Below are 18,619 nucleotides of genomic sequence, written 5' to 3'. Positions count from 1 at the left end.
GTAAACAGACAGTAGCAGGCAATTCGGGTGGGTTAGTTGTGCAGATGTACACCCGATTCAGTGACGTGGAGGTGGGTGCCTTCATATTGCATGCAGGAGCCGTGGCGAACATCCACGTTTTCCCACACGAAGGTTTCTTCAACAACCGATTCGGGATCTACCCGGAGGCGCATATCGTCGGGATCGTCGTGACGGTCGAAGCGAACCACGCCATCTACATACGTACGCTGGGGGACGGCATAGATGGAAAGCGGATGGGCATCAAAGATGGCCAGGTCCGCGTGCTTGCCTTCTTCAATAGAACCGACATACTCGTCAATGCCCAGGTGCTCAGCCGCGTTGATGGTGATGAGCGAAAGCGTCTCATCGTCGCCAAGCTCTCCGTAGCGCTGGGCTTTAGCAGCCTGATGGTACAGATGGCGGTTGTAATCGGGCGAGTCGGAGTTAATGGAGGTGGTTACGCCATTGCGCGTTAGGATGGCTGCGTTATAGGCGGTGGAGTAGTACACCTCAAACTTGAATCCCCACCAGTCGGCAAAGATAGAAGCGCCGGCGCCAAAGTCGGCAAGCTCGGGAGCGACCTTAAAGCCTTCATTGACGTGCTGGAAGACCAGTTCATCGATGTCAAAGTCCTCTAATACATCCATCAGCATGAGGATTTCGTCGGCGCGGTACGAGTGGGCATGGACCATCACATCGCCACTCAAGATGTCGGCGACCACCTCAAGCCGTTCGCTGTGCTCAGGAGGTGCGCTGCGGTCGCCGGCCTCATAGGCTTCTTGCTTGGCGCGGTAGCGCTGTGCGTCGGTGAGGGCCTCACGAATGACCGACTCAACGCCCATGCGTGTACGTGGTACGATGCCTCGCCCTTCGCCATGCACCCGTGTGGGGTTCTCGCCCAGCGCAAATTTGATGGTGCGTGGCGCCTCCTCCATCCGCAGGGCATCGGGATGAATCATGCCGTAGCGGTGCTTGATGGTTTCGTTTTGGCCGCCAATGGCGTTCGCCGACCCGTGCATAACGTGCGACGTGGTTACGCCGCCAGCCAGGGCCCGGTACAGTCCAATGTCGTACGGATCGAGCACATCTCCCACGTTCACATGGGCGGTAACCGGACTGGTGGCTTCGTTTACATCCGAAATGGCGATGTGCGCGTGCGCGTCAATGATGCCGGGCATTACGTGGTGGCCGTCGGCATCATACGTATCCACACCGCTGGGGGCGTTTAAATCGGTGCCAATTTCAGCGATGATGCCGTCTTCCACCAGGATATCGGTGGCTTCGAGCGTGCCGTTCGTTACGGTATGCACCGTGGCATTTTGGATGAGCACACTGTTGGGCGCATCGGCACGCAGTTCGTCGGGGCCGGGTTGGGCGGAGGCATTCCACACAAGGCCGGCACTAAGCAGGAGCGTAAGTACGGTCGTAAGCAAGAGTCGCATGAGCAATTCGGAGCGGTTCAGCAGAAACAAACAAGCAGACAGGATGCAACGGGGCCGACGGAGGCGTTAGCGGGCGCCCGGATCGGTGCGTTGCCCCGACACGTCGAGCGTCATTCCTCCGGCAGACATGGTGCCATCGAAGGTATCGCCCTCTACGGTGCCCGAGATGCGCGCGTCTCCGGTGGGGCCGCCCGGAACGGTGAAGCGCAGCGTTTCGCCATCAAAAGAGATGGATTCCAGCGGCTGTTCCCCTTCTTCGGGAACGGTTACAGTGCCCGACAAGCCGCTCTCATCGCCCGTGATGCGCACATCCAGGTCGAACTCGCCCTGTGGCGTTTCAAGCGTCATGGCCCAGGTACCGGTAACAGCGTCGGCATCACCGGTCACTTCGCCCTCTTCGGGCGCGTCAATCGTGTAGAGGTGGCCATCTACTACCACATGCCGGATCTGCGTCTCTTCGTCAAACAAAGGCGCATCGGTTACGACCAAGTTAGCAATCAACCCAGACGAGATGCGCCCAAGCTGGTTGGATACGCCGAAGGCTTCGGCGGGCACGGTGGTGAGGCTGGCAAGTACAGCTTCTTCGGGCACTCCGCTATCGATAAGCATGCGCAGGTGCTCGTGGAAGTCGCCCGGTGAGATGTCTTCGGTGCTAAATCCAAACGTGATTCCGGCCTCATGGAGCGTAGCCGCCTGACCGATAAAGCGTTCTTGCTCGGCCCGTAGGCGTTGCTCCAGGTTAGCCCGCTCCTCATCCAGATCTCCCGTTTCGTGCACCCGCTGCAGCGCTTCGGGGTCGGCGTTGTCCTCGTCCTCGTCAAGTTCTGTTCGCTCGGGCAGATCGAGTGACAGGAACAGGGGGATGTCGGCCTCCTGTAGCGGTTCGATCACATCAAAGCCCTCTTGCAGTCCAGAGAGCATGAGGGAGAACCCCAGTTCGCTCTGAAGATCGAGCACGCGGTGTACATCGAGGGCAGATGCCGCGTTGAACATGACGGGTTGTTCGCCATCAAGGACGGGCATGAGCGCAGTGTGGGCCTCATCGCGTGGGGGGCGCGAGGTGCCTTGCGGGTTTGCTTCGTACTCTGCCAAGAGAGCTTGTCGACGTTCTGCTTCGCGCATCACCTGGCGCACCATAGAAATGACGCCCATGGTGGTGCTGGGCGATACCACGTTGGGCCACGAGCCACGGGCACCGCGAAACTGACTGTACAGGCTGAGCTCATCTTGTAACAGCGCGTCGTGGGCTGTTTCTCCAGTAAGCAGCATGAGAGCGCTCTGGCCGGGCATCATGCGGCCTTCAGGCGCCACGTGGGCAGTGGTGATACCCCGCTCACGCCAACGTTCCACACTCCCATCGGTGGGGTTGAAGAACGAAGCTGCCTGCTGCTCGGGCTGCACGCCTGCCCGCGCTGGTGAAGGATTGCCGGGATCGTCAACCTCGCCGTTTTCTTCGTCGGGCATGTCGATCCCGGTATGCGAGAAACCGTCAATGAATCCAGCATAGATGTAGAGCGAGTCGGCCTCAATGACGCGCGCGTCGTACGGAATGGAGGCATCGGCCCCCACGTCTGTAATTAGGCCATCGCGGACTACGACTGTAACCCCTTCCTGCTCGGTACCCGGCTCGCTTATAACGGTGGCGTTTTCAAAGGCCAGGGTGCGAGTTACCGTAGGACGATCATCAGACTGCGCCCAGGCTACGAGCACCGATGCGAGGCAAAGCACTAGCGCAAGAGCCACGGTTCGTATAGCAGTGGCAGAGATCACGCGAGCGACGTACCGAAAGGGGAGCATAAGAGTGGGGCGTGTGTGAACATTAGGGATTCCGCTTTTAACATAGCTGTTTTTCAGTGCAATATCATCACCGTTCGTAACGTCTATCCTACACTAAGTAACAATACGGCAATGTGTTGGCTTAGAGGTACGCCAGCATCCGTCCGGAGGGGACTTAACAACAGGCCCCTATTTTCTTGTTGCAACAACCGGTGGGAAAGATCGTGCCTCTGTATATGCTATCATGCTTATACCTGCTGTAGCGTGCGAATGTCTTCAAGGAGGCTTTCTCGTCTTTGTGGTGAGCATTGCCGGCCGTGTGATTGCTCTGTTCATTAATGAACTATAATATGTCTACGAATCGGCCTTCTTCGCTTTTGTATCGTTCCTCTCTTTCTCCAAACGAGCACGTAGCACAGCCGTCGTCGCCGGAAAGTGCGCGTCTGGCTGCGCTGCGTCGCTACAACATCGTCCACACGTCGTCCGAAGAGCGGTTTGATCGGCTGACGCGTCTAGCGGCCGATCTCCTTGACACACCGCTTGCGCTCATCACGCTCATTGAACGCGACTTTCAGTGGTTTAAGTCGGTAGCTGGCGACTTTGCAACTCGCGAAACCGACCTTGATATTTCCTTTTGTGTCCACACGATTGGCGACGACGAGCCTCTTGTTGTTGAGGACACCACTCAAGACGAACGGTTCGCTGATAATCCGCTGGTTACAGGAGAGAGCCCGCTTGTCGGCGATTCGCCCATCCGCTTTTACGCGGGGGCGCCGCTTGTAACCCACGATGGACATCGCCTTGGCGCACTTTGTGTGGTAGATACGCAGCCCCGTAAGCCGACTCCGAATCGTATTCGCCAGCTCGAAGATCTTGCGGCTACAGTAGTCGATGAAATTGAGCTTCGGGCCCTGTACCGGCATCAGCACACGATCCTTGAAAGCATCACCGATGCGTTCTTTGCAGTCGATTCCAACTGGCGGTTTACCTATGTAAACCAACAAGCTGAAACCTGGCTGCAAGTGGATCGAGAAGCCGTATTAGGCGAAAACATCTGGGATGCTTTTCCTGAAGCGGTTGATCTTCCTTTCTACGATCAGTACCACAAAGCTGTACGCGAAAACACGAATGTAGCCTTCGAAGCGTATTTTCCGCCACTTGATTTGTGGTTTTCCGTGCGCGCTTACCCCTTTGAGGGCGGTCTTTCGGTATACTTTAGCGACATCACGAAGCGCAAAAAGTATGAGCAGGCGCTTGAAGAAGCCAAACAACGTGCTGAGACCGCCAACGCCTCCAAATCTCGATTTCTGGCCGGCGTGGCCCATGACCTCCAAACACCGCTCAGCGTCATCGACATGCAGGCCAATTTGTTGACAAGGATCGAAGACACAGGCAACGACGACCCCGTTGCCCACATTCAAGCCGCCGTGCAGCAGTTGCAGGCCATGTCGCAATCGCTAACGGAACTGGCTTCCCTGCAGTCAGGGGCTCTTTCGCTACCGACCGAGCAGGTTGAGGTGCGTCATCTTCTGCACGAAGCTACCTGTGCGTTGACGCAGCGTGCATCCAAGCGAGGCATTACGGTGCACTATGAATCCGATGATCCGGCCGCAGCCCCCCTCTTTGCCCAGGCTCATACCGAATCCCTGCGCCGCGTCATTGACAATGTCTTATCGAATGCACTTGACTACAGCGATACGGGAGATACCGTACGCGTATGGGCTGAGCCGGGTATGGCTCCGGTATCGGGCTTACCAGGCGGCGCCTTGCCTGAAGGGCTTCAAAAGCCGGATCAGATACGCATCACGATTGCCGATACGGGACCAGGCATCGAACCGAAACTCTTAGATCAGGTCTTCGACCCGTATGTACGCGGAACCGAAGGCGAGGGCAGTGGCCTGGGCCTTGCTGTGACCCGGGAGCTTATCGAAGCAATGGCCGGACACGTACTGGTGCGATCGGTGGAGGGCAAGGGAACCACGTTCTATCTGTTTGTTCCAAAAGCCTCTGATTCATAGCCGTTTACACTAGACACTTCCCCACCACAACGCACCTTATTTTACGAATCGATTCCCCTATTTTGTTGTGATGGAGCATGAAGATAAACCCGAGCGCGCATTATCGGCGGGCCGAGCCGGTAATGCATCGTCAATTAACGAAGATGCCGACTACCGATCGGCTTCTCCTGAAGCGCTGAAGAAGCTTATTGACCAGTTACCCGGCGCTGTGTACCGGTGCACGTACGATACGGAGTGGACCTCTTTATACATGGGGGCGGGCTTTCAAGAAATGTGCGGACTTGCTCCCGACGCCCTTGATCCTGACGGACGTTCTTTTAAAGAGGTGGTGGTCCCCGACGACCTCGACCGTATTCGAACCGCTGTGGGTAACGCGGTACAAGACCACACGTACTACAGTGTGGAGTATCGCATTCGTACAGATGCAGGCGCGGTGCGGTGGGTGCAAGACAACGGGCGCCCTCATTTCAATGCCGAGGGAGAAGTCACCTGGCTTGATGGCATTCTGCTTGATGTCACCAAGCGCAAAGAAGCAGAACAGAGTCTACAACACACCGAGCGTGACCTTGAAGACCGCGTACGAGCCCGAACCGACAAACTTCGCGAACTCTCCACGGCTCTCACCATTGCCGAACAGCGCGAGCGCAACCAGATCGCTTACACCATCCACGACAACCTCCTGCAGTACTTATACGGGATACAGGTACAACTACGAATGTTCGTAAACGGGATCCGAAGCCAAAGCAATCTCGACCTGGATCGTCTTTCCGTTACGCCCGATCAGGTCGATTCACTGATGGAGCAAGCCATCGAAGCAGCACGGCAGCTTACGATAGACCTGGCCCCGCCGGTGCTCGAAACCGATGGAATCATGGAGGCGCTGCAGTGGCTCCGCTCCCACTTGAAGGACTACCACGATTTTACGGTTCACCTTCCTCGTACGGCGCCCGATATCACCTGCACCGACGAAGTGCGTACCATTCTTTTTCGCGTCATTCGAGAGCTACTAATCAATGCCTGCGAGTATGCTGAGGTAGATGCTGCCCACGTTTCCATCGCTGTTGAAAACGATTACCTTCACATTGAAGTGGTGGATAACGGGAGTGGGTTCGATGCCGAAAAGGCGTTTAACCGCGATGCCCAGGGGTTCGGACTCTGGAAAGCCCGTGAACGCTTGCGATCGTTTGACGGACGACTCGGCATTGACACCCAACCCGGCGAGGGTACGCGGTGCACTATATCGGTTCCCACTGATTCGCTCTCTGCCAGTGCCACAGACCTTTCCTAACGAGCACGACACTGCTACAGCGCTGCGTCTCGGTTGCAAGCTCCGTCAGAAAATGCAAAACCGTTACGCTGTACATCTGCATCTATGTGTAACCAGTTTATATCTTGCGTAGTGTTCTGTAACACCTGAAAGTCAGGGGCCAAAATTGTCATCGCGAGGAGGGAGCTTGCGACCGACGTGGCGCTGGGCGGAGCCCGAGTACTCCTGGGATGCGATCTCATGCCGTTAATTGGGCAGTTGTACTCGGTCTGATAGCATGAGATTGCTTCGCTGCGCTCGCAATGACATAATTATAGATTCTTCTCGGTACGTTAGGAGCCACATGCGTTCTCCGAAGATTGACCTGTGACACAGTAGTAGGTGCCACTTTTTTCATTGTGATTCTTTCACTTTTGTAGTCTTATGACCCGTATTTTTATCGTTGAAGATCAGGATCTGATGCGCTCCTCTATGCGCACCTATTTATCCGCTGAAGATGATTTTGATGTGGTGGGTACAGCGGAAAGCGGAGAAGAAACGATGCGTCGTGTAGAGGCCCTTGAAAATGCGCCCGAACTGGTGCTTATTGACGTTGCATTGCCCGGTATGAGCGGTATCGAGCTGCTTCAGAAACTGCGAGCAACATATCCCAACTTAGCCTGCCTGATGCTTTCAGGCCATGCTGAGGAAACGTACGTAGAAGCAGCGCGTGCCGCTGGGGCGCAGGGCTATCTTATGAAAGGACAGCCGGACGAGTACATCGATGCTATCCGTGAAATTATCGCCGGCAATCCGTATCGGAGTGCAACCGTTGCTTCAGTATGGGATGCAACTGATCCGGCCTCGTGAGAACGCTACTCCCTGTGTCTGAAAATCCTTGTCGGACCCCTTTTAGCCTCCTGCTATAACGGCTTCATTCTATGACCGATAAAGAACTCAACGACCATCTTACCGCTCTACAACACACCATTTCCGATGCGCACGAAACCCTGCGCGGCGTGCAAGATGCACTAGCTGTGGTTAATCAAACAACCGATCGCGTGGTTATCGAAGATCCCGACCAAATTGACCCAAACCATACCGCTGATCCGGATCGCTGGCGAAGCGAAGCCAGTTTGGTCTCGCGTCGTACCACCTTGCTTCTGTGGCAGGCGGCTTCAATCCTTGAAAAAACAGCACGGGATATTCGACCGAAATTAGAAGCGGCCTCGCCCCCTTCTGCGCCCCCGAGGAAAAAAGACGCACAAGAATCGTCCAACGAATCTGTATCGGCGTAATTTGACACAGTACGATCTCCTTGCTACCTGTAGATTTTCCGTACGTGAGGAGCTCCGGTGTCCGTTTGTTTTGTATCGACTGCCTTAAACGTTATGCCCGATACCTCTTCTGAAAATCCGTTCAACGTGCTGGATACGCGAGACTTGACGCTTCCTCGACGTCTGTGGTCATGGCTTGCCAAGCAAGCGAAAGAGCAGGAATGCTCTGTAGACGAAGTTGTGGCGGCACTAATCGACGAACATCGCCATCCTGAAATGAGCGATGCGTCTGCTTCCGATACAACCGAGACTGATGTCTCCTCCAAACGTACCCCTCCACCTTCGTCGACCGAACAGCCGTCGGCACCTCCCCCCTCTGCAAAGACCAATGCAGACACCTCGTCGCCAGACACCTACTCGGCAGCTGACCGCTTGCGACGCGCCAGCGATCGCTTGAAAAACCTTGTTGATGAGGAGGATGAAGCCCCCTCTGAAACGCAACCCGACACAGCTGCACAAGAGCAGGTAGGCACGCGCATTCGGCAGCTCTTGCAAAACAATGATAAGCTTAAAACACTAGAGCCGCCCGAACCCACATCGAAAAAAAGCGCTGATGAAGGGGTCTCCATGTTTGACATGGCCTCGGGTACCAACGATCAAGCCAGCGATGAATAGATGGGGATCCGTCACCCCCTGAATGGTATGGGGCGAAATTATCATTCCGGAGAGGAAGCCTGCATGATCTCCCCTGTCATGGGAAACACCCTGACCGGAGTTCGTCGAACCATCCGCCCCACAGGCAACTGAACGGTCACATCCGCAAGATAAAGTCATCCGGGATCGTGCCCCACGCAATGTGAAAGCGTCTGAACGAGGGGCGTCATTACGCAACGATCGACGCATGACAGAACATTAGGGCGTTACGCGGTCGGGGTGGGTGTCTCGGGTAGCTTGTGCAAAGACCGCCACATAGACACGATCACGCACGCGCCAGAGGAGTAACGGGCGTCCATCAGCCGATTCTTCGACAAAGGTATCTTCCGAGTCTAATGTTTGCCGAATGGCACGGGGTAGAGCCGCATCGTCGTCGAGTTGATCGAGCTGGGTGTACGAGTATCCAAACACACGAAGTGGTGCTTGCGCGTCGGTATCGTAGAAGAGAATGACAGGAACCGGTGTAGGCTCCAGCGGAAGCGCTGCAAGTCCAATCAAGTCGGCTCGGTCAATACGGGGGATATGAATTGTGTGCCCTGTCTCGGCCTCCCAGAACGCCGCAAGACTGTCGGGATCCTCACTTTCTAGTACCGGCTGAAGGACATCGCCATGCTGTGCCGAGAAGTCAAGCAAATCCATTTCAGAGGGCGGGTCGGGAGCTGTCCACCACGCCCGGATGCCCCAGGCAAGTGCCACCAATACAAGGAGTCCCACAATAACACCGCCGGTTTTGAGCCACTGACTGCGTCGTCGGCTTTTTCGAACGGTTCGCGTTTCTTCAGAGGGTGTGCGAGCACGTCGTAATGTTTCGACCGTACGTGCACGCAAAGAGGCTGGCACCGACCCATACGTATTGGCAAGAAACGTACGCAGGCTCTCATCTAGCGCCTCATCGGGGAAGGCGACATCAATGAGCATCCGCGTAGGACCTACCAGCACATCGCGCAGTGTAGCTCGCAGCGAGGCTCGGGCATTGCGCACGGCAGGCTCCACCTCATCGGGTGCAATGTCGAGCAGTTCTGCGACCACCGGCTGCGGTATCGAAAGCGCCACGCGTGTGGTAAGAAGCGTGCGGTCGCGCACCGACGACACCGCCCAGGCTGCTGGCAACGCATCTAGCACCAGCGACTCGGCGGCAGCTGATCGAATACCATGCTCGTCATATTCGGTATCCGGATCATTATACAGCGACAGCATGAGCTCAACAAGCCATGCCTTTCGATCTTCAGGACGGTGACGTACAGGCACCTGCGTCGCCTGTTGATACGTTTCGTGAACCAAGTCGGACGCCGCATCAGAACCTACGAGCGTACACGCCATGGTGTACAACGTGTCGAGATGCTGCGTAAGAGGGGGCAAAGACGACATGTAGGCAAAAAGTAGGACACGTATGAGAACGTAACTCCGCCCGCGAAACGAGCGGAGTCTGGAAGAGCAGCCAGACGTTCAGACTATTAGGTCGGTCCATCGAACGACGGCGGCAACAGCTTTACGGCATCGCTTTTCCGGATGTTGAGGAGATCCGACGCCGCCCCTCCATTCACGGCTACCTCCAAAAAGCCCGTGCTTCCAAACGCAACAAGAGGGTCGCCCTCTTCCACAGACCCGTAGGTAGGATAGATGGCGTCAAGAATGGTTGAGCCCACGTAACATTTAATGGGCAAGGGACAGGGGAGTTGGGGACGATAGAGGGGTTCCGTATCCAGGTCGGGAAACGCCTCGGCCACAGTGTTGCGCGTGATGTTGGTGATGCAGTTGCCAAAGCGATCGATATGAACCACCCAGCCTTCCACAGTTTGCTCTACGACCATCGGGAATGCCCATCGCAGCGATGTAAGCGTGTCAATGGGAGTCCCCACATCGGTGAGCGCGGCCCCTTGTGCCAGGTGTGCTGCCACGGGCGCGAAAATATCACGGCCATGGAAGGTCGCACTTGGCGAATCTACGCGCCACATTTCAGGGATATTGAGCTCAACGATCTCTTCCGGCTCTTGCTGATTCAAAACCAGCGAAAATACCCCATTGTCGGGGCCAACAAACCACTGGTTTTTATGCTTTAATGCAATAGGACGACGGTCGCTTCCGACCCCTGGATCCACTACAACCAGATGTACCGTGCCATCAGGAAAGTAAGGCAAGGCGCCCTGCAGCACAAAAGCAGCTTCCATGACATCTTGGGGACTGATAGCATGGGTTACATCTACCAGTCGAACATCAGGAGCGATGGACAGCATCGCCCCTTTCATCGCTGGCACGTAAGCATCTTGGGTGCCAAAATCAGTAGTCAGCGTAATCATGTACGAGGGTGGGAGTCAGAAAACAACTAATGCAATGATAGTAACGCAGGCCCCATCAACATAGGGGATCGCTTGTCCAGGGACAAGGTGTAATGCATTCCAAAAGCAAATGCCTGTAGAGTAAGGACGCGGGGAACCCGAGAGCAATGACACAGGAATATGGTATCCCCAAATCGTTCTAAACGAGTTGTATTCAGATTCTGTATGTCTTCTTCCTCACCCTTGTCATCGCGCAAGCCCGATGATGCATATGCCGAGGCCACCCAAGCCTTTGTTACGTTTTGGGGAGAGATGGCATCGCAATGGGGAATCAACCGCACGATGGCGCAAATCCATGCCCGTTTGTTCTGTGCCGATGGTCCCATGAACACCGATCAAATCATGGAGGCGCTAAGCATTAGCCGTGGCAATGCCAATATGAACTTGCGCTCGCTTACCGAGTGGAACTTGATAACGAAGACACGTCAACCGGGTTCGCGAAAAGACTTCTACGAGGCAGAAACGGATGTGTGGCGCATCACCGCACGCATCATCCAGGAGCGTCAGCGTCGTGAACTGCATCCGGTGCAGGATAAAGTGGAGGCGTGCCGCGACCTGGTCGATGGATCAGACGGGGAGGCGCCTTCCTCTCGGGAAGCCATGTTGCATGAGCGCCTCTCCAACCTTATCGAACTGATTAGAGTGGTTGATGCAGTGTCTGAGGCCCTGCTCCCCCTCGTACAAACGCGCGATGAAGCAACGCTGCACCAACTGGTCGAGATGGCTCGCCTTGTGGCCGCTTCATCGGAATCGTCTTCTCACCCCCCGGCCTCTGACACATCCACACCTTCTTCGCCCCCTTCATCGAACTCCTCGTAGTCGTATGTCATCTTCTAACCGTATTGGAGACCACGGCGAGCAGATTGCTGCTGCCTATCTTGAAGATAAGGGCTATCATGTCATTGAGCAGAACTACCGATTTGAGCGCGCAGAGGTAGACTTGATTTGTTACGACCCCACTGCCGAACCCACGGGAGACCTTGTTTTTGTGGAGGTGAAGACCCGCTCGGGCCTTAATTATGGAGCCCCTGCGGATGCGGTGACTGACGAGAAAAAACGTCACTTAATCAAAGTCTCGGAAGCCTACCTCTACCAAAATCACATGGAGCGCTCCAATGCACGTTTTGATGTGATCTCCATTGTGCTCCATCAGGAGGGCGACCCAAACATTGAACATATCCAAGACGCATTCTGGGCATAAGTGTCCTCACACGTCCGTTTTGGGTATGCACTGCTCCATTCATGCATTGTCATCTTGAGCGGAGCGAAGCGGAGTCTGACACGAGCGCAGCAAAATCCCGGATCACGTTCGGGACAGGCGAACGCAGTGAGTAAAGATATCCCCCAAAATATGGGCAGGGCCGCTCGATCGATCAGAGCCTGCTGAACGCCAAAGCCGCCTTCCAGCCCATGGTGACGGCATGTGGCGTTGCTTAAGAAGACTCGGAAGGAACGGGAACGTAGCGAGCGCGCAACTCCTGCTCGGCACGGCGCGCAGCTGGAAGCAGGGAGAGTCCCCGAAGAAACCACTGCATCGGCTTTGATACGTCAGTGCGTATGGTGTCGCCCATGCGAGTGAGTACAGCACGGTGCATCAGTTGCTTAGGATGCCCCGCTTCATCGAGCTCTTCGTCGCGAGCCAGGCCATACAGAATGTAGAGCCGTGTTTCAAAATCGGCATGGCCCGGTCGAATCTCTACTGTATACTCAGCCGGTTCATCAGAGGTATTAGACAATTGATGGGGTACTTCTCGCCCAATACTAGCCATGTGTCCTCGGTGCAACGTGCGTGCTGCTCCATCGAGATCTACAGTAAGCACCCCACGAAGAACCTCAACCGACTTCGAAAACCGGGTGTGGTAGTGAGGGAAGGTGGAAGCACCAGGCGCCGCCTCGACCTTAAGCTTGGTGAGTGCGCCATCTGACTCTTTAGCCGTCGTGACGAACGCTATGCGGTTGTTTTCAAGGGGGTTATAAATTCGATCCATTAAGCCAACAGCGCTAGGCAGGGAACAGCGAGTCGGTGGGGAGACACGCAAAAGATCTACAGTGTACACCAAACATGCAAGGACAAACGACATTAAGTGCACGAAACCTGCTCAGAGCGCGCCTGATTGGAAGGGTGGGTTTCCACGTTTTGAATACGCAGTTCGCACAGAGCCGGCTGCTAAACTACTTGTTTTCAATCTTACCATTTGCATGAACGTAGCATTTCAAGGAGAACCAGGAGCGTACAGCGAAGCCGCCGTTTTGCAGCTGTACCCAGCGTCCACCCCTCAGCCCTATGAACAATTTAAAGCGGTCTTTCATGCTGTAACCACAGGACAAGCAGATGCCGGAGTCATCCCCATTGAAAACTCGCTGTTTGGCAGCGTGCACATCAACTATGACCATCTGCGCACACATGCGGCCCACATCTGCCGGGGGCAATTCATGCGCATCCGACACTGTCTGATGGCTCCCAAAGGTGCTTCGTTCGATACCATACGCACCGTTCGCTCCCACCCGCAAGCGCTGGGGCAGTGCCGCCAGTACCTGCAAACCACACTTCCCCATGCCGATGCCGAGCCTGCGTACGACACAGCCGGTGCTGCCCAGGCGGTGGCCCAATCAAATGATGACTCTCAAGCCGCCATTGCCAGTGCGCAAGCGGCGGCCCATTACGACCTACATGTGTTAGCTACCGAAATCGAGGATGATGCCGGTAACTACACGCGTTTTCTTGGCATTGAAGCCGGAGATGCTGAAACCCACGTTACAGATACCGCCAACCGCACCTCGCTGGTCTTTGGCTTGCGCGATAATGTGCCCGGCGCGTTGTTTAAAAGCCTCGCCGTGTTTGCACTGCGCGACTTGGATTTGCTCAAAATGGAAAGTCGTCCCCAATTCGGGAGCCCCGGTCAATATCTGTTTTACGTAGACATAGCCGGAAGCTATGCCGACGCGTCGGTGCGACGGGCCCTTACGCATCTCCAGGAAATTACGACTGAACAAAAGCTCTTGGGCTCGTATTACGAAGCCCCAATCCCCGAATAAGTCGGGACCTACTCATTGACGATCCGCTTTGCCGCCTATGCTCTCTGTTGCAGCCACCGTACTGGGTGGTATTGGTCTGTTCTTGCTAGGCATGATTCTAATGACAGACGGCCTCAAAACGGCCTCTGGATCGGCTCTGCGTGATGTGCTGGCCCGGTTTACTGACACCACACCGCGTGCTCTAGCTTCGGGAGTAGGACTTACCGCGCTAATACAGTCGTCAAGTGCCACCACCGTAACAACCATTGGGTTTGTGAGTGCGGGCCTCATGACGTTTCCGCAAGGGTTGGGTGTTATTCTCGGAGCAAACTTGGGCTCTACAAGCACCGGTTGGCTCGTCGGTCTCTTTGGGTTGAAGCTGTCTATTGGCACAATCGCATTGCCACTGGTGGGCATTGGTGCTCTGATGCGTTTGCTGATGCGTGGACGAGGCGCTCATATCGGAATGGCACTGGCCGGATTCGGCGTCATCTTTGTCGGCATCGACGTGATGCAAACGGGCACAGCAGGGTTTGCCGAAGCGGTAGACCTCAGTGCATGGGCCGATCCATCATGGATGGGATGGGCACTGCTGGTAGGGATAGGTGCCATCATGACGGTGCTGCTGCAGTCTTCCAGTGCCGCCGTGGCCATGACACTGGCTGCCCTGTATAGCGGGGCCATCCAGCTCGACCAGGCTGCAGCACTGGTTATTGGCCAAAACATGGGCACAACGGTAAAAGCCGCGCTCATTAGTATCGGAGCCTCGGTTCCTGCTAAACGCACTGCTCTCGCGCACATTTTATTTAATTTAGGCACAGGGGTTGTCGCGTTTGCCCTGCTGCCCCTATTTGTGTGGATGGTGGATGCTTGGTTTGCGACACTTACCCAGGGCGATGAAGCCCTTATCCTAGCGGCGTTTCACACTGTGTTCAACCTCCTTGGCATTTTTATCTTTTTGCCTCTGCTTACGCCCTTTGCGGCCTGGGTAGAACGCCTGATTCCAGACGATACTCGCCCCCTAACCCGATACCTCGACGATAGTGTCGCCACCGTACCAGCTATGGCTACCGTCGCCTCACGCCGCGCTGTGACGTCTATTGCCGCAGCGACAATGGAGCACGCCGCCCGCAAGCTTCCTCCACATGAAACAGACTGGACTGATATTGAAGCCGGATTGGCGGATACGCGACGCTTTTTAGCCCAAGTAGATGCCGATGAAATCGACCCGTCCAACGGACACGTCTCTACCTTACATGCGCTCGACCACCTGCAGCGACTGGTGCGCGCCCTGCAAGAGAGCCCGCCGCCTGAAGACATTCCCACCAGTACCGAAATTGATACGCTTGAAGATACACTCCGTCCGGCCCTACGTGCGGCAAGCCAGTACTTGAACGAGACCGCGCCCCATCAAAATGGCGCTCCTGGAGCAGCCACACAAATCGAACAAGAGATGGCATCGGTGGCCGATTCGTTAGCCAGCCGAGGCCGCGCTGAGCGTCCACGCATGCTACGGCGCGTAGCCGCTGGCGGGGTTCCTCCCAACAATGCGCTGCAAACACTGGCGTACATGCGCTGGCTCGATCGTGTTGCCTATCATGCCTGGCGCATTACGCATCATCTACTCGCTATCACGCCAACCCCTGACGAACTGGATGCTGCTACCGCTTTTTCGGAACGCAACGATACACATACGGCGTAACGTAGCGTCTCCGTTACCTCTTACGCAATGCGCCGAATGCAGTCGATTTTTAGTACACGATTGCGTATGTTGCGATCACACTGGCTGTCTATTAACCCAACTGTCTCTCCCGTGTCGTTTTTCTTTTCGATTCGTGAAGGATTTGCCAACCTGCGCCGGGCTCGCTTTGCTGCTGTGGCCTCTACCGCAGCGATGGCTGTAGCCTTACTCTTGCTAGGGTCGCTGGTGCTACTTGGGTTGGAAGCCCAGCAAGTGCTTACGTGGTTGCAGCAGCGCGTTGGCGAAATGGAGGTGTTTGTTGCCGACGAAGCCACCGACAGCGAGGCGGAAGCGCTCTTTTCGCAGATTCGAACGCACCCAACTGTCGCCGACGCCGAGTACATCTCGCGCGAAGAGGCACAAGCCATCTTTGAGGAGGAGTTCGGCGAGGGATCGGAGACGTTCATCGACGAACCCTTTCTCCCGGCTTCCGTCCGCCTACAGGTGGAGGCCTCTCATGTGCATACCGACAGCCTCTCGCAGTTGCAGACAACCATGCAAGACTGGGAGCATGTTGATGAAGTAGTGTTCAACCAACCTCTGCTTAATACCGTACAGCAAAACATTCAATTGGCTGGAAGCATCGCGTTAGGGGTGGGAGCGCTCATTGTGATTGCCGCACTGTTCTTAGTTGGCAATACCATTCGCCTCACCATATACGCCCGGCGCCTCCTGATTCGCACCATGAAGCTGGTAGGAGCCACCGACGGGTTCATTCGCCGTCCGTTCCTGGTTGAGGGGGCTCTACAGGGACTCTTAGCTGGCACCTTGGCCGGGGCCGGGCTATGGGCACTGTATCGTAGCCTTATCAGCTATTTTCCCCAGCTAAGCGGGCTTGGGCCAAACTTAGAATGGGTACTGGTCGGCGGAACCATTGCAGTCGGAATGATGCTCGGCTGGCTGGGGTCATTTCTAGCCGTGCGACGCTTCATTAAACATGTAGAATTACACTAAGACCTATTTGCTTTCTCATCCTACCAGGCTCTAACCATGCGCTGCCTTCCTTCCCTCGTGTTGCTAATAGCTGTAACCCTGTTTTCAGGAGCCCTTCTGCTTACCGGATGTGGTGAGGAACCTGCTGGGGTAGAAGAAACCGAAGATGGCGCTCTTGAACTCGGACGAGAGGCTGTGCAAACTACGGAGCAGCGTACCGTAGCCCCTCTGGAGCGCACGCTTGAACTAAACGGCCTACGCGGAACCATCATCTTGCATGCCGAAGACACCAATAACGCATCCTGGGCGTTCACCAAAACCGCTCGGGGCCGCGATGCCGAGCATGCCCAGCGCGTGCTTGACCGCCTCACCATTGAAGAACGCGGCACAGAAGATCGGTATACCTTCGCACTTGACAGTGGCACCCCAGCACAAAGTCGAGTCGATATTGAAGGCACCCTTCCCGAAAGCACTCCGCTTGTACTGAGGCGCTCCAGCGGCATCGTACATGTTGATGGCATGCATGGTGCGCTGGATGTAGAACAAACCCACGGTAGCGTACGCGTACGCAACGGACAGGGCAACGTGCGCGTTCGAGTGGATAACGGAATGCTTGATCTGGACTTTGCATCGCTTGCTCCGAATGCACGGGTTGATGTAACCACAAAAAACGGACACGTGCACATAAGTATTCCACATGATGTGTCAGCTCAGATAGATGTGGAAACCACGTCAGGGCGCGTGTTTTCGCATGGACTTTCGTACGAAGAGCGCGAGTTGCGCGTGAGCGAAGCCGGATATCACTTTGAGGGTCGCATCGGAGATGGAGAGGCCACCATCCGTGCCCGCACCGAACACGGTGACATTCGACTGATGCAACGCACGAAATCCGAAGACGATGAAGCCCCATCCGCTGACACGCTCCGAGAAAGTCCGCCCACCATGCCCGACCTTGTTGACCCCGACGACCTGATCAACGAACCTGCAGACACCCTAAACCAATCGTCCTCCGACACATAATTTAGCCCTGCAGAAATCATCTTGCAAGCTCGAAGGCCAGCCGAGAACCAACGTGTGTACGTCTCATCAAAATAGGATCCAAGAGCCTATAAAACCTTGTAAGGTCGATTCCTGTTTTTCATCAACCTTCCCCCCACCCTGTCCCTATGCGTACCCGTTTTCTTGCTTTGTGCTGTATTCTCCCCGTGCTCATAACCACCGGAGCCTGGGGCTTTTTAGGGCACTACGTTACTGGTGAAATTGCCAAAACCCACCTGACCGATGACGCCCGTGCCGAAGTTGAACGCGTCCTTGGCGATATGTCAATCCCCGAATCGACGGTTTGGATGGACCGGGTTCGTTCTACCCCCGAATATAACCATACCGCCGACTGGCACTGGGTAACTGTTCCCGAATTTGAATCGTACGAGGAGAGCGAAAAAAATCCGAATGGCGACATCATTCAGGCGCTCGAACGAAAAATCGACATGCTCAAGTCGGGCGACCTCAATGAAGACGAAAAGCGTGATGCTCTGCGTATGGTCATCCACATGGTAGGCGATATTCATCAGCCCATGCATGTGGGCGATGGTACAGACCGCGGCGGCAATGACGTAGAGGTCGAATGGATGGGACGCGAATCCAACCTGCATCGAGTGTGGGATACCGACATGATCGAATCGCTGGGGCTAGAGTACGATCAGCTTGCTAACGCGATTAACCACCCAACGCCTGAACAAATAGAAACGTGGCAAAAAGCTACCGTTCGCGTGTGGGCACGCGAGTCGGCACACTATCGGGCGCAAGGGTACGAGTTGCCGCCTGATCACGCCATTGGGTGGAGCTACCGAAATGAACATCTTGCCCTTGTTGAACAGCGATTGCTGCAAGCAGGAGTACGTTTAGCAGGAGTGCTTAACGACATCTTCGACCCTGATGGCACACCACCCCACATGGACGACGACAGCTAAGGGTTGTTTTGGCCTCTTCATTTGTGCCTCGACTACTTGGACTGATATCACAGCGCATAAGCCGGAGACAGATCAACCCGTCTCCGGCTTATAGCGAGCCGATTCTTTGTGAGAACCGAAACAGACGCATTGCCCCAACCAAACGCAGAAC

17 protein-coding genes are annotated in these 18,619 nt (G+C 55.5%); 12 read left to right on the top strand and 5 right to left on the bottom strand.

The window, feature by feature from the left end; genetic code table 11:
* Positions 1 to 32: 32 nt before the first annotated feature.
* Positions 33 to 1,442 (bottom strand): amidohydrolase family protein, encoded by a 1,410-nt coding sequence (locus ACZ5AL_RS06675; RefSeq protein ID WP_464513025.1) that lies wholly within the window; start codon positions 1,440 to 1,442, stop codon positions 33 to 35.
* Between the two features lie 66 nt (positions 1,443 to 1,508).
* Positions 1,509 to 3,185: an amidohydrolase family protein gene (locus tag ACZ5AL_RS06670; RefSeq protein WP_464513024.1), complete on the bottom strand. Its 1,677-nt coding sequence runs from the start codon at positions 3,183 to 3,185 to the stop codon at positions 1,509 to 1,511.
* A gap of 383 nt (positions 3,186 to 3,568) precedes the next feature.
* Here ACZ5AL_RS06670 and ACZ5AL_RS06665 point away from each other — a divergent pair, with 383 nt between their 5' ends.
* From ACZ5AL_RS06665 to ACZ5AL_RS06645, 5 genes are all read left to right on the top strand, one after another.
* Entirely contained in the window at positions 3,569 to 5,236 is a 1,668-nt protein-coding gene (locus ACZ5AL_RS06665; RefSeq protein ID WP_464513022.1) for a sensor histidine kinase, read from the top strand.
* A gap of 70 nt (positions 5,237 to 5,306) precedes the next feature.
* On the top strand, positions 5,307 to 6,524 hold the full coding sequence (locus ACZ5AL_RS06660) for a sensor histidine kinase (RefSeq protein ID WP_464513021.1): 1,218 nt from the start codon (positions 5,307 to 5,309) through the stop codon (positions 6,522 to 6,524).
* A 402-nt stretch (positions 6,525 to 6,926) separates the two neighbouring features.
* Positions 6,927 to 7,352 carry a response regulator gene (locus tag ACZ5AL_RS06655; RefSeq protein ID WP_464513019.1) on the top strand — a complete coding sequence of 142 codons (426 nt, stop codon included), beginning with the start codon at positions 6,927 to 6,929 and terminating at the stop codon, positions 7,350 to 7,352.
* A gap of 71 nt (positions 7,353 to 7,423) precedes the next feature.
* Positions 7,424 to 7,780, top strand: a complete 357-nt coding sequence (locus ACZ5AL_RS06650) for a hypothetical protein (protein WP_464513018.1) — start codon at positions 7,424 to 7,426, stop codon at positions 7,778 to 7,780.
* A gap of 93 nt (positions 7,781 to 7,873) precedes the next feature.
* Positions 7,874 to 8,434, top strand: coding sequence for a hypothetical protein (locus ACZ5AL_RS06645; RefSeq protein WP_464513016.1), 561 nt, complete (start codon positions 7,874 to 7,876; stop codon positions 8,432 to 8,434).
* A gap of 237 nt (positions 8,435 to 8,671) precedes the next feature.
* Here the strand turns inward: ACZ5AL_RS06645 and ACZ5AL_RS06640 are convergent, their stop codons facing one another.
* Both ACZ5AL_RS06640 and ACZ5AL_RS06635 read right to left on the bottom strand, forming a co-directional pair.
* Positions 8,672 to 9,841, bottom strand: coding sequence for an RNA polymerase sigma factor (locus tag ACZ5AL_RS06640; protein WP_464513015.1), 1,170 nt, complete (start codon positions 9,839 to 9,841; stop codon positions 8,672 to 8,674).
* 86 nt (positions 9,842 to 9,927) lie between these two features.
* Positions 9,928 to 10,770 carry an SAM hydrolase/SAM-dependent halogenase family protein gene (locus ACZ5AL_RS06635; protein WP_464513013.1) on the bottom strand — a complete coding sequence of 281 codons (843 nt, stop codon included), beginning with the start codon at positions 10,768 to 10,770 and terminating at the stop codon, positions 9,928 to 9,930.
* Between the two features lie 204 nt (positions 10,771 to 10,974).
* Here ACZ5AL_RS06635 and ACZ5AL_RS06630 point away from each other — a divergent pair, with 204 nt between their 5' ends.
* Entirely contained in the window at positions 10,975 to 11,628 is a 654-nt protein-coding gene (locus ACZ5AL_RS06630) for a GbsR/MarR family transcriptional regulator (RefSeq protein ID WP_464513012.1), read from the top strand.
* Positions 11,629 to 11,632: 4 nt separating this feature from the next.
* Entirely contained in the window at positions 11,633 to 12,010 is a 378-nt protein-coding gene (locus ACZ5AL_RS06625; protein WP_464513010.1) for a YraN family protein, read from the top strand.
* A gap of 232 nt (positions 12,011 to 12,242) precedes the next feature.
* Here ACZ5AL_RS06625 and ACZ5AL_RS06620 read toward each other — a convergent pair whose 3' ends face one another.
* Positions 12,243 to 12,797, bottom strand: coding sequence for a cupin domain-containing protein (locus ACZ5AL_RS06620; RefSeq protein ID WP_464513009.1), 555 nt, complete (start codon positions 12,795 to 12,797; stop codon positions 12,243 to 12,245).
* Positions 12,798 to 13,008: 211 nt separating this feature from the next.
* On the opposite strand from ACZ5AL_RS06620, the gene pheA reads away from it, so the two are divergent.
* The 5 genes from pheA (at position 13,009) to ACZ5AL_RS06595 (ending at position 18,468) form a co-directional block, all read left to right on the top strand.
* On the top strand, positions 13,009 to 13,845 hold the full coding sequence (gene pheA / locus ACZ5AL_RS06615; RefSeq protein ID WP_464513008.1) for a prephenate dehydratase: 837 nt from the start codon (positions 13,009 to 13,011) through the stop codon (positions 13,843 to 13,845).
* 37 nt (positions 13,846 to 13,882) lie between these two features.
* Entirely contained in the window at positions 13,883 to 15,526 is a 1,644-nt protein-coding gene (locus ACZ5AL_RS06610; RefSeq protein ID WP_464513006.1) for a Na/Pi cotransporter family protein, read from the top strand.
* A 66-nt stretch (positions 15,527 to 15,592) separates the two neighbouring features.
* On the top strand, positions 15,593 to 16,519 hold the full coding sequence (locus ACZ5AL_RS06605) for a cell division protein FtsX (protein WP_464513005.1): 927 nt from the start codon (positions 15,593 to 15,595) through the stop codon (positions 16,517 to 16,519).
* 36 nt (positions 16,520 to 16,555) lie between these two features.
* The gene (locus ACZ5AL_RS06600) at positions 16,556 to 17,518 is read left to right on the top strand and encodes a DUF4097 family beta strand repeat-containing protein (protein ID WP_464513004.1); all 963 of its coding nucleotides are present in this window, start codon (positions 16,556 to 16,558) and stop codon (positions 17,516 to 17,518) included.
* A 146-nt stretch (positions 17,519 to 17,664) separates the two neighbouring features.
* Positions 17,665 to 18,468 carry a S1/P1 nuclease gene (locus ACZ5AL_RS06595; RefSeq protein WP_464513002.1) on the top strand — a complete coding sequence of 268 codons (804 nt, stop codon included), beginning with the start codon at positions 17,665 to 17,667 and terminating at the stop codon, positions 18,466 to 18,468.
* Positions 18,469 to 18,619 lie beyond the last annotated feature (151 nt).

The sequence above is a fragment of the Natronotalea proteinilytica genome (assembly GCF_055379935.1).
Note: the sequence above shows the minus strand (reverse complement) of the source record. Positions and strands in the feature narration are given on the sequence as shown.

Coding starts and splice junctions, on each gene's coding strand:
- ACZ5AL_RS06675 (WP_464513025.1), bottom strand. CDS start 1,442: ATGCGACTCTTGCTTACGACCGTACTTACGCTCCTGCTTAGTGCCGGC.
- ACZ5AL_RS06665 (WP_464513022.1), top strand. CDS start 3,569: ATGTCTACGAATCGGCCTTCTTCGCTTTTGTATCGTTCCTCTCTTTCT.
- ACZ5AL_RS06660 (WP_464513021.1), top strand. CDS start 5,307: ATGGAGCATGAAGATAAACCCGAGCGCGCATTATCGGCGGGCCGAGCC.
- ACZ5AL_RS06655 (WP_464513019.1), top strand. CDS start 6,927: ATGACCCGTATTTTTATCGTTGAAGATCAGGATCTGATGCGCTCCTCT.
- ACZ5AL_RS06650 (WP_464513018.1), top strand. CDS start 7,424: ATGACCGATAAAGAACTCAACGACCATCTTACCGCTCTACAACACACC.
- ACZ5AL_RS06645 (WP_464513016.1), top strand. CDS start 7,874: ATGCCCGATACCTCTTCTGAAAATCCGTTCAACGTGCTGGATACGCGA.
- ACZ5AL_RS06640 (WP_464513015.1), bottom strand. CDS start 9,841: ATGTCGTCTTTGCCCCCTCTTACGCAGCATCTCGACACGTTGTACACC.
- ACZ5AL_RS06635 (WP_464513013.1), bottom strand. CDS start 10,770: ATGATTACGCTGACTACTGATTTTGGCACCCAAGATGCTTACGTGCCA.
- ACZ5AL_RS06630 (WP_464513012.1), top strand. CDS start 10,975: ATGTCTTCTTCCTCACCCTTGTCATCGCGCAAGCCCGATGATGCATAT.
- ACZ5AL_RS06625 (WP_464513010.1), top strand. CDS start 11,633: ATGTCATCTTCTAACCGTATTGGAGACCACGGCGAGCAGATTGCTGCT.
- ACZ5AL_RS06620 (WP_464513009.1), bottom strand. CDS start 12,797: ATGGATCGAATTTATAACCCCCTTGAAAACAACCGCATAGCGTTCGTC.
- pheA (WP_464513008.1), top strand. CDS start 13,009: ATGAACGTAGCATTTCAAGGAGAACCAGGAGCGTACAGCGAAGCCGCC.
- ACZ5AL_RS06610 (WP_464513006.1), top strand. CDS start 13,883: ATGCTCTCTGTTGCAGCCACCGTACTGGGTGGTATTGGTCTGTTCTTG.
- ACZ5AL_RS06605 (WP_464513005.1), top strand. CDS start 15,593: ATGTTGCGATCACACTGGCTGTCTATTAACCCAACTGTCTCTCCCGTG.
- ACZ5AL_RS06600 (WP_464513004.1), top strand. CDS start 16,556: ATGCGCTGCCTTCCTTCCCTCGTGTTGCTAATAGCTGTAACCCTGTTT.
- ACZ5AL_RS06595 (WP_464513002.1), top strand. CDS start 17,665: ATGCGTACCCGTTTTCTTGCTTTGTGCTGTATTCTCCCCGTGCTCATA.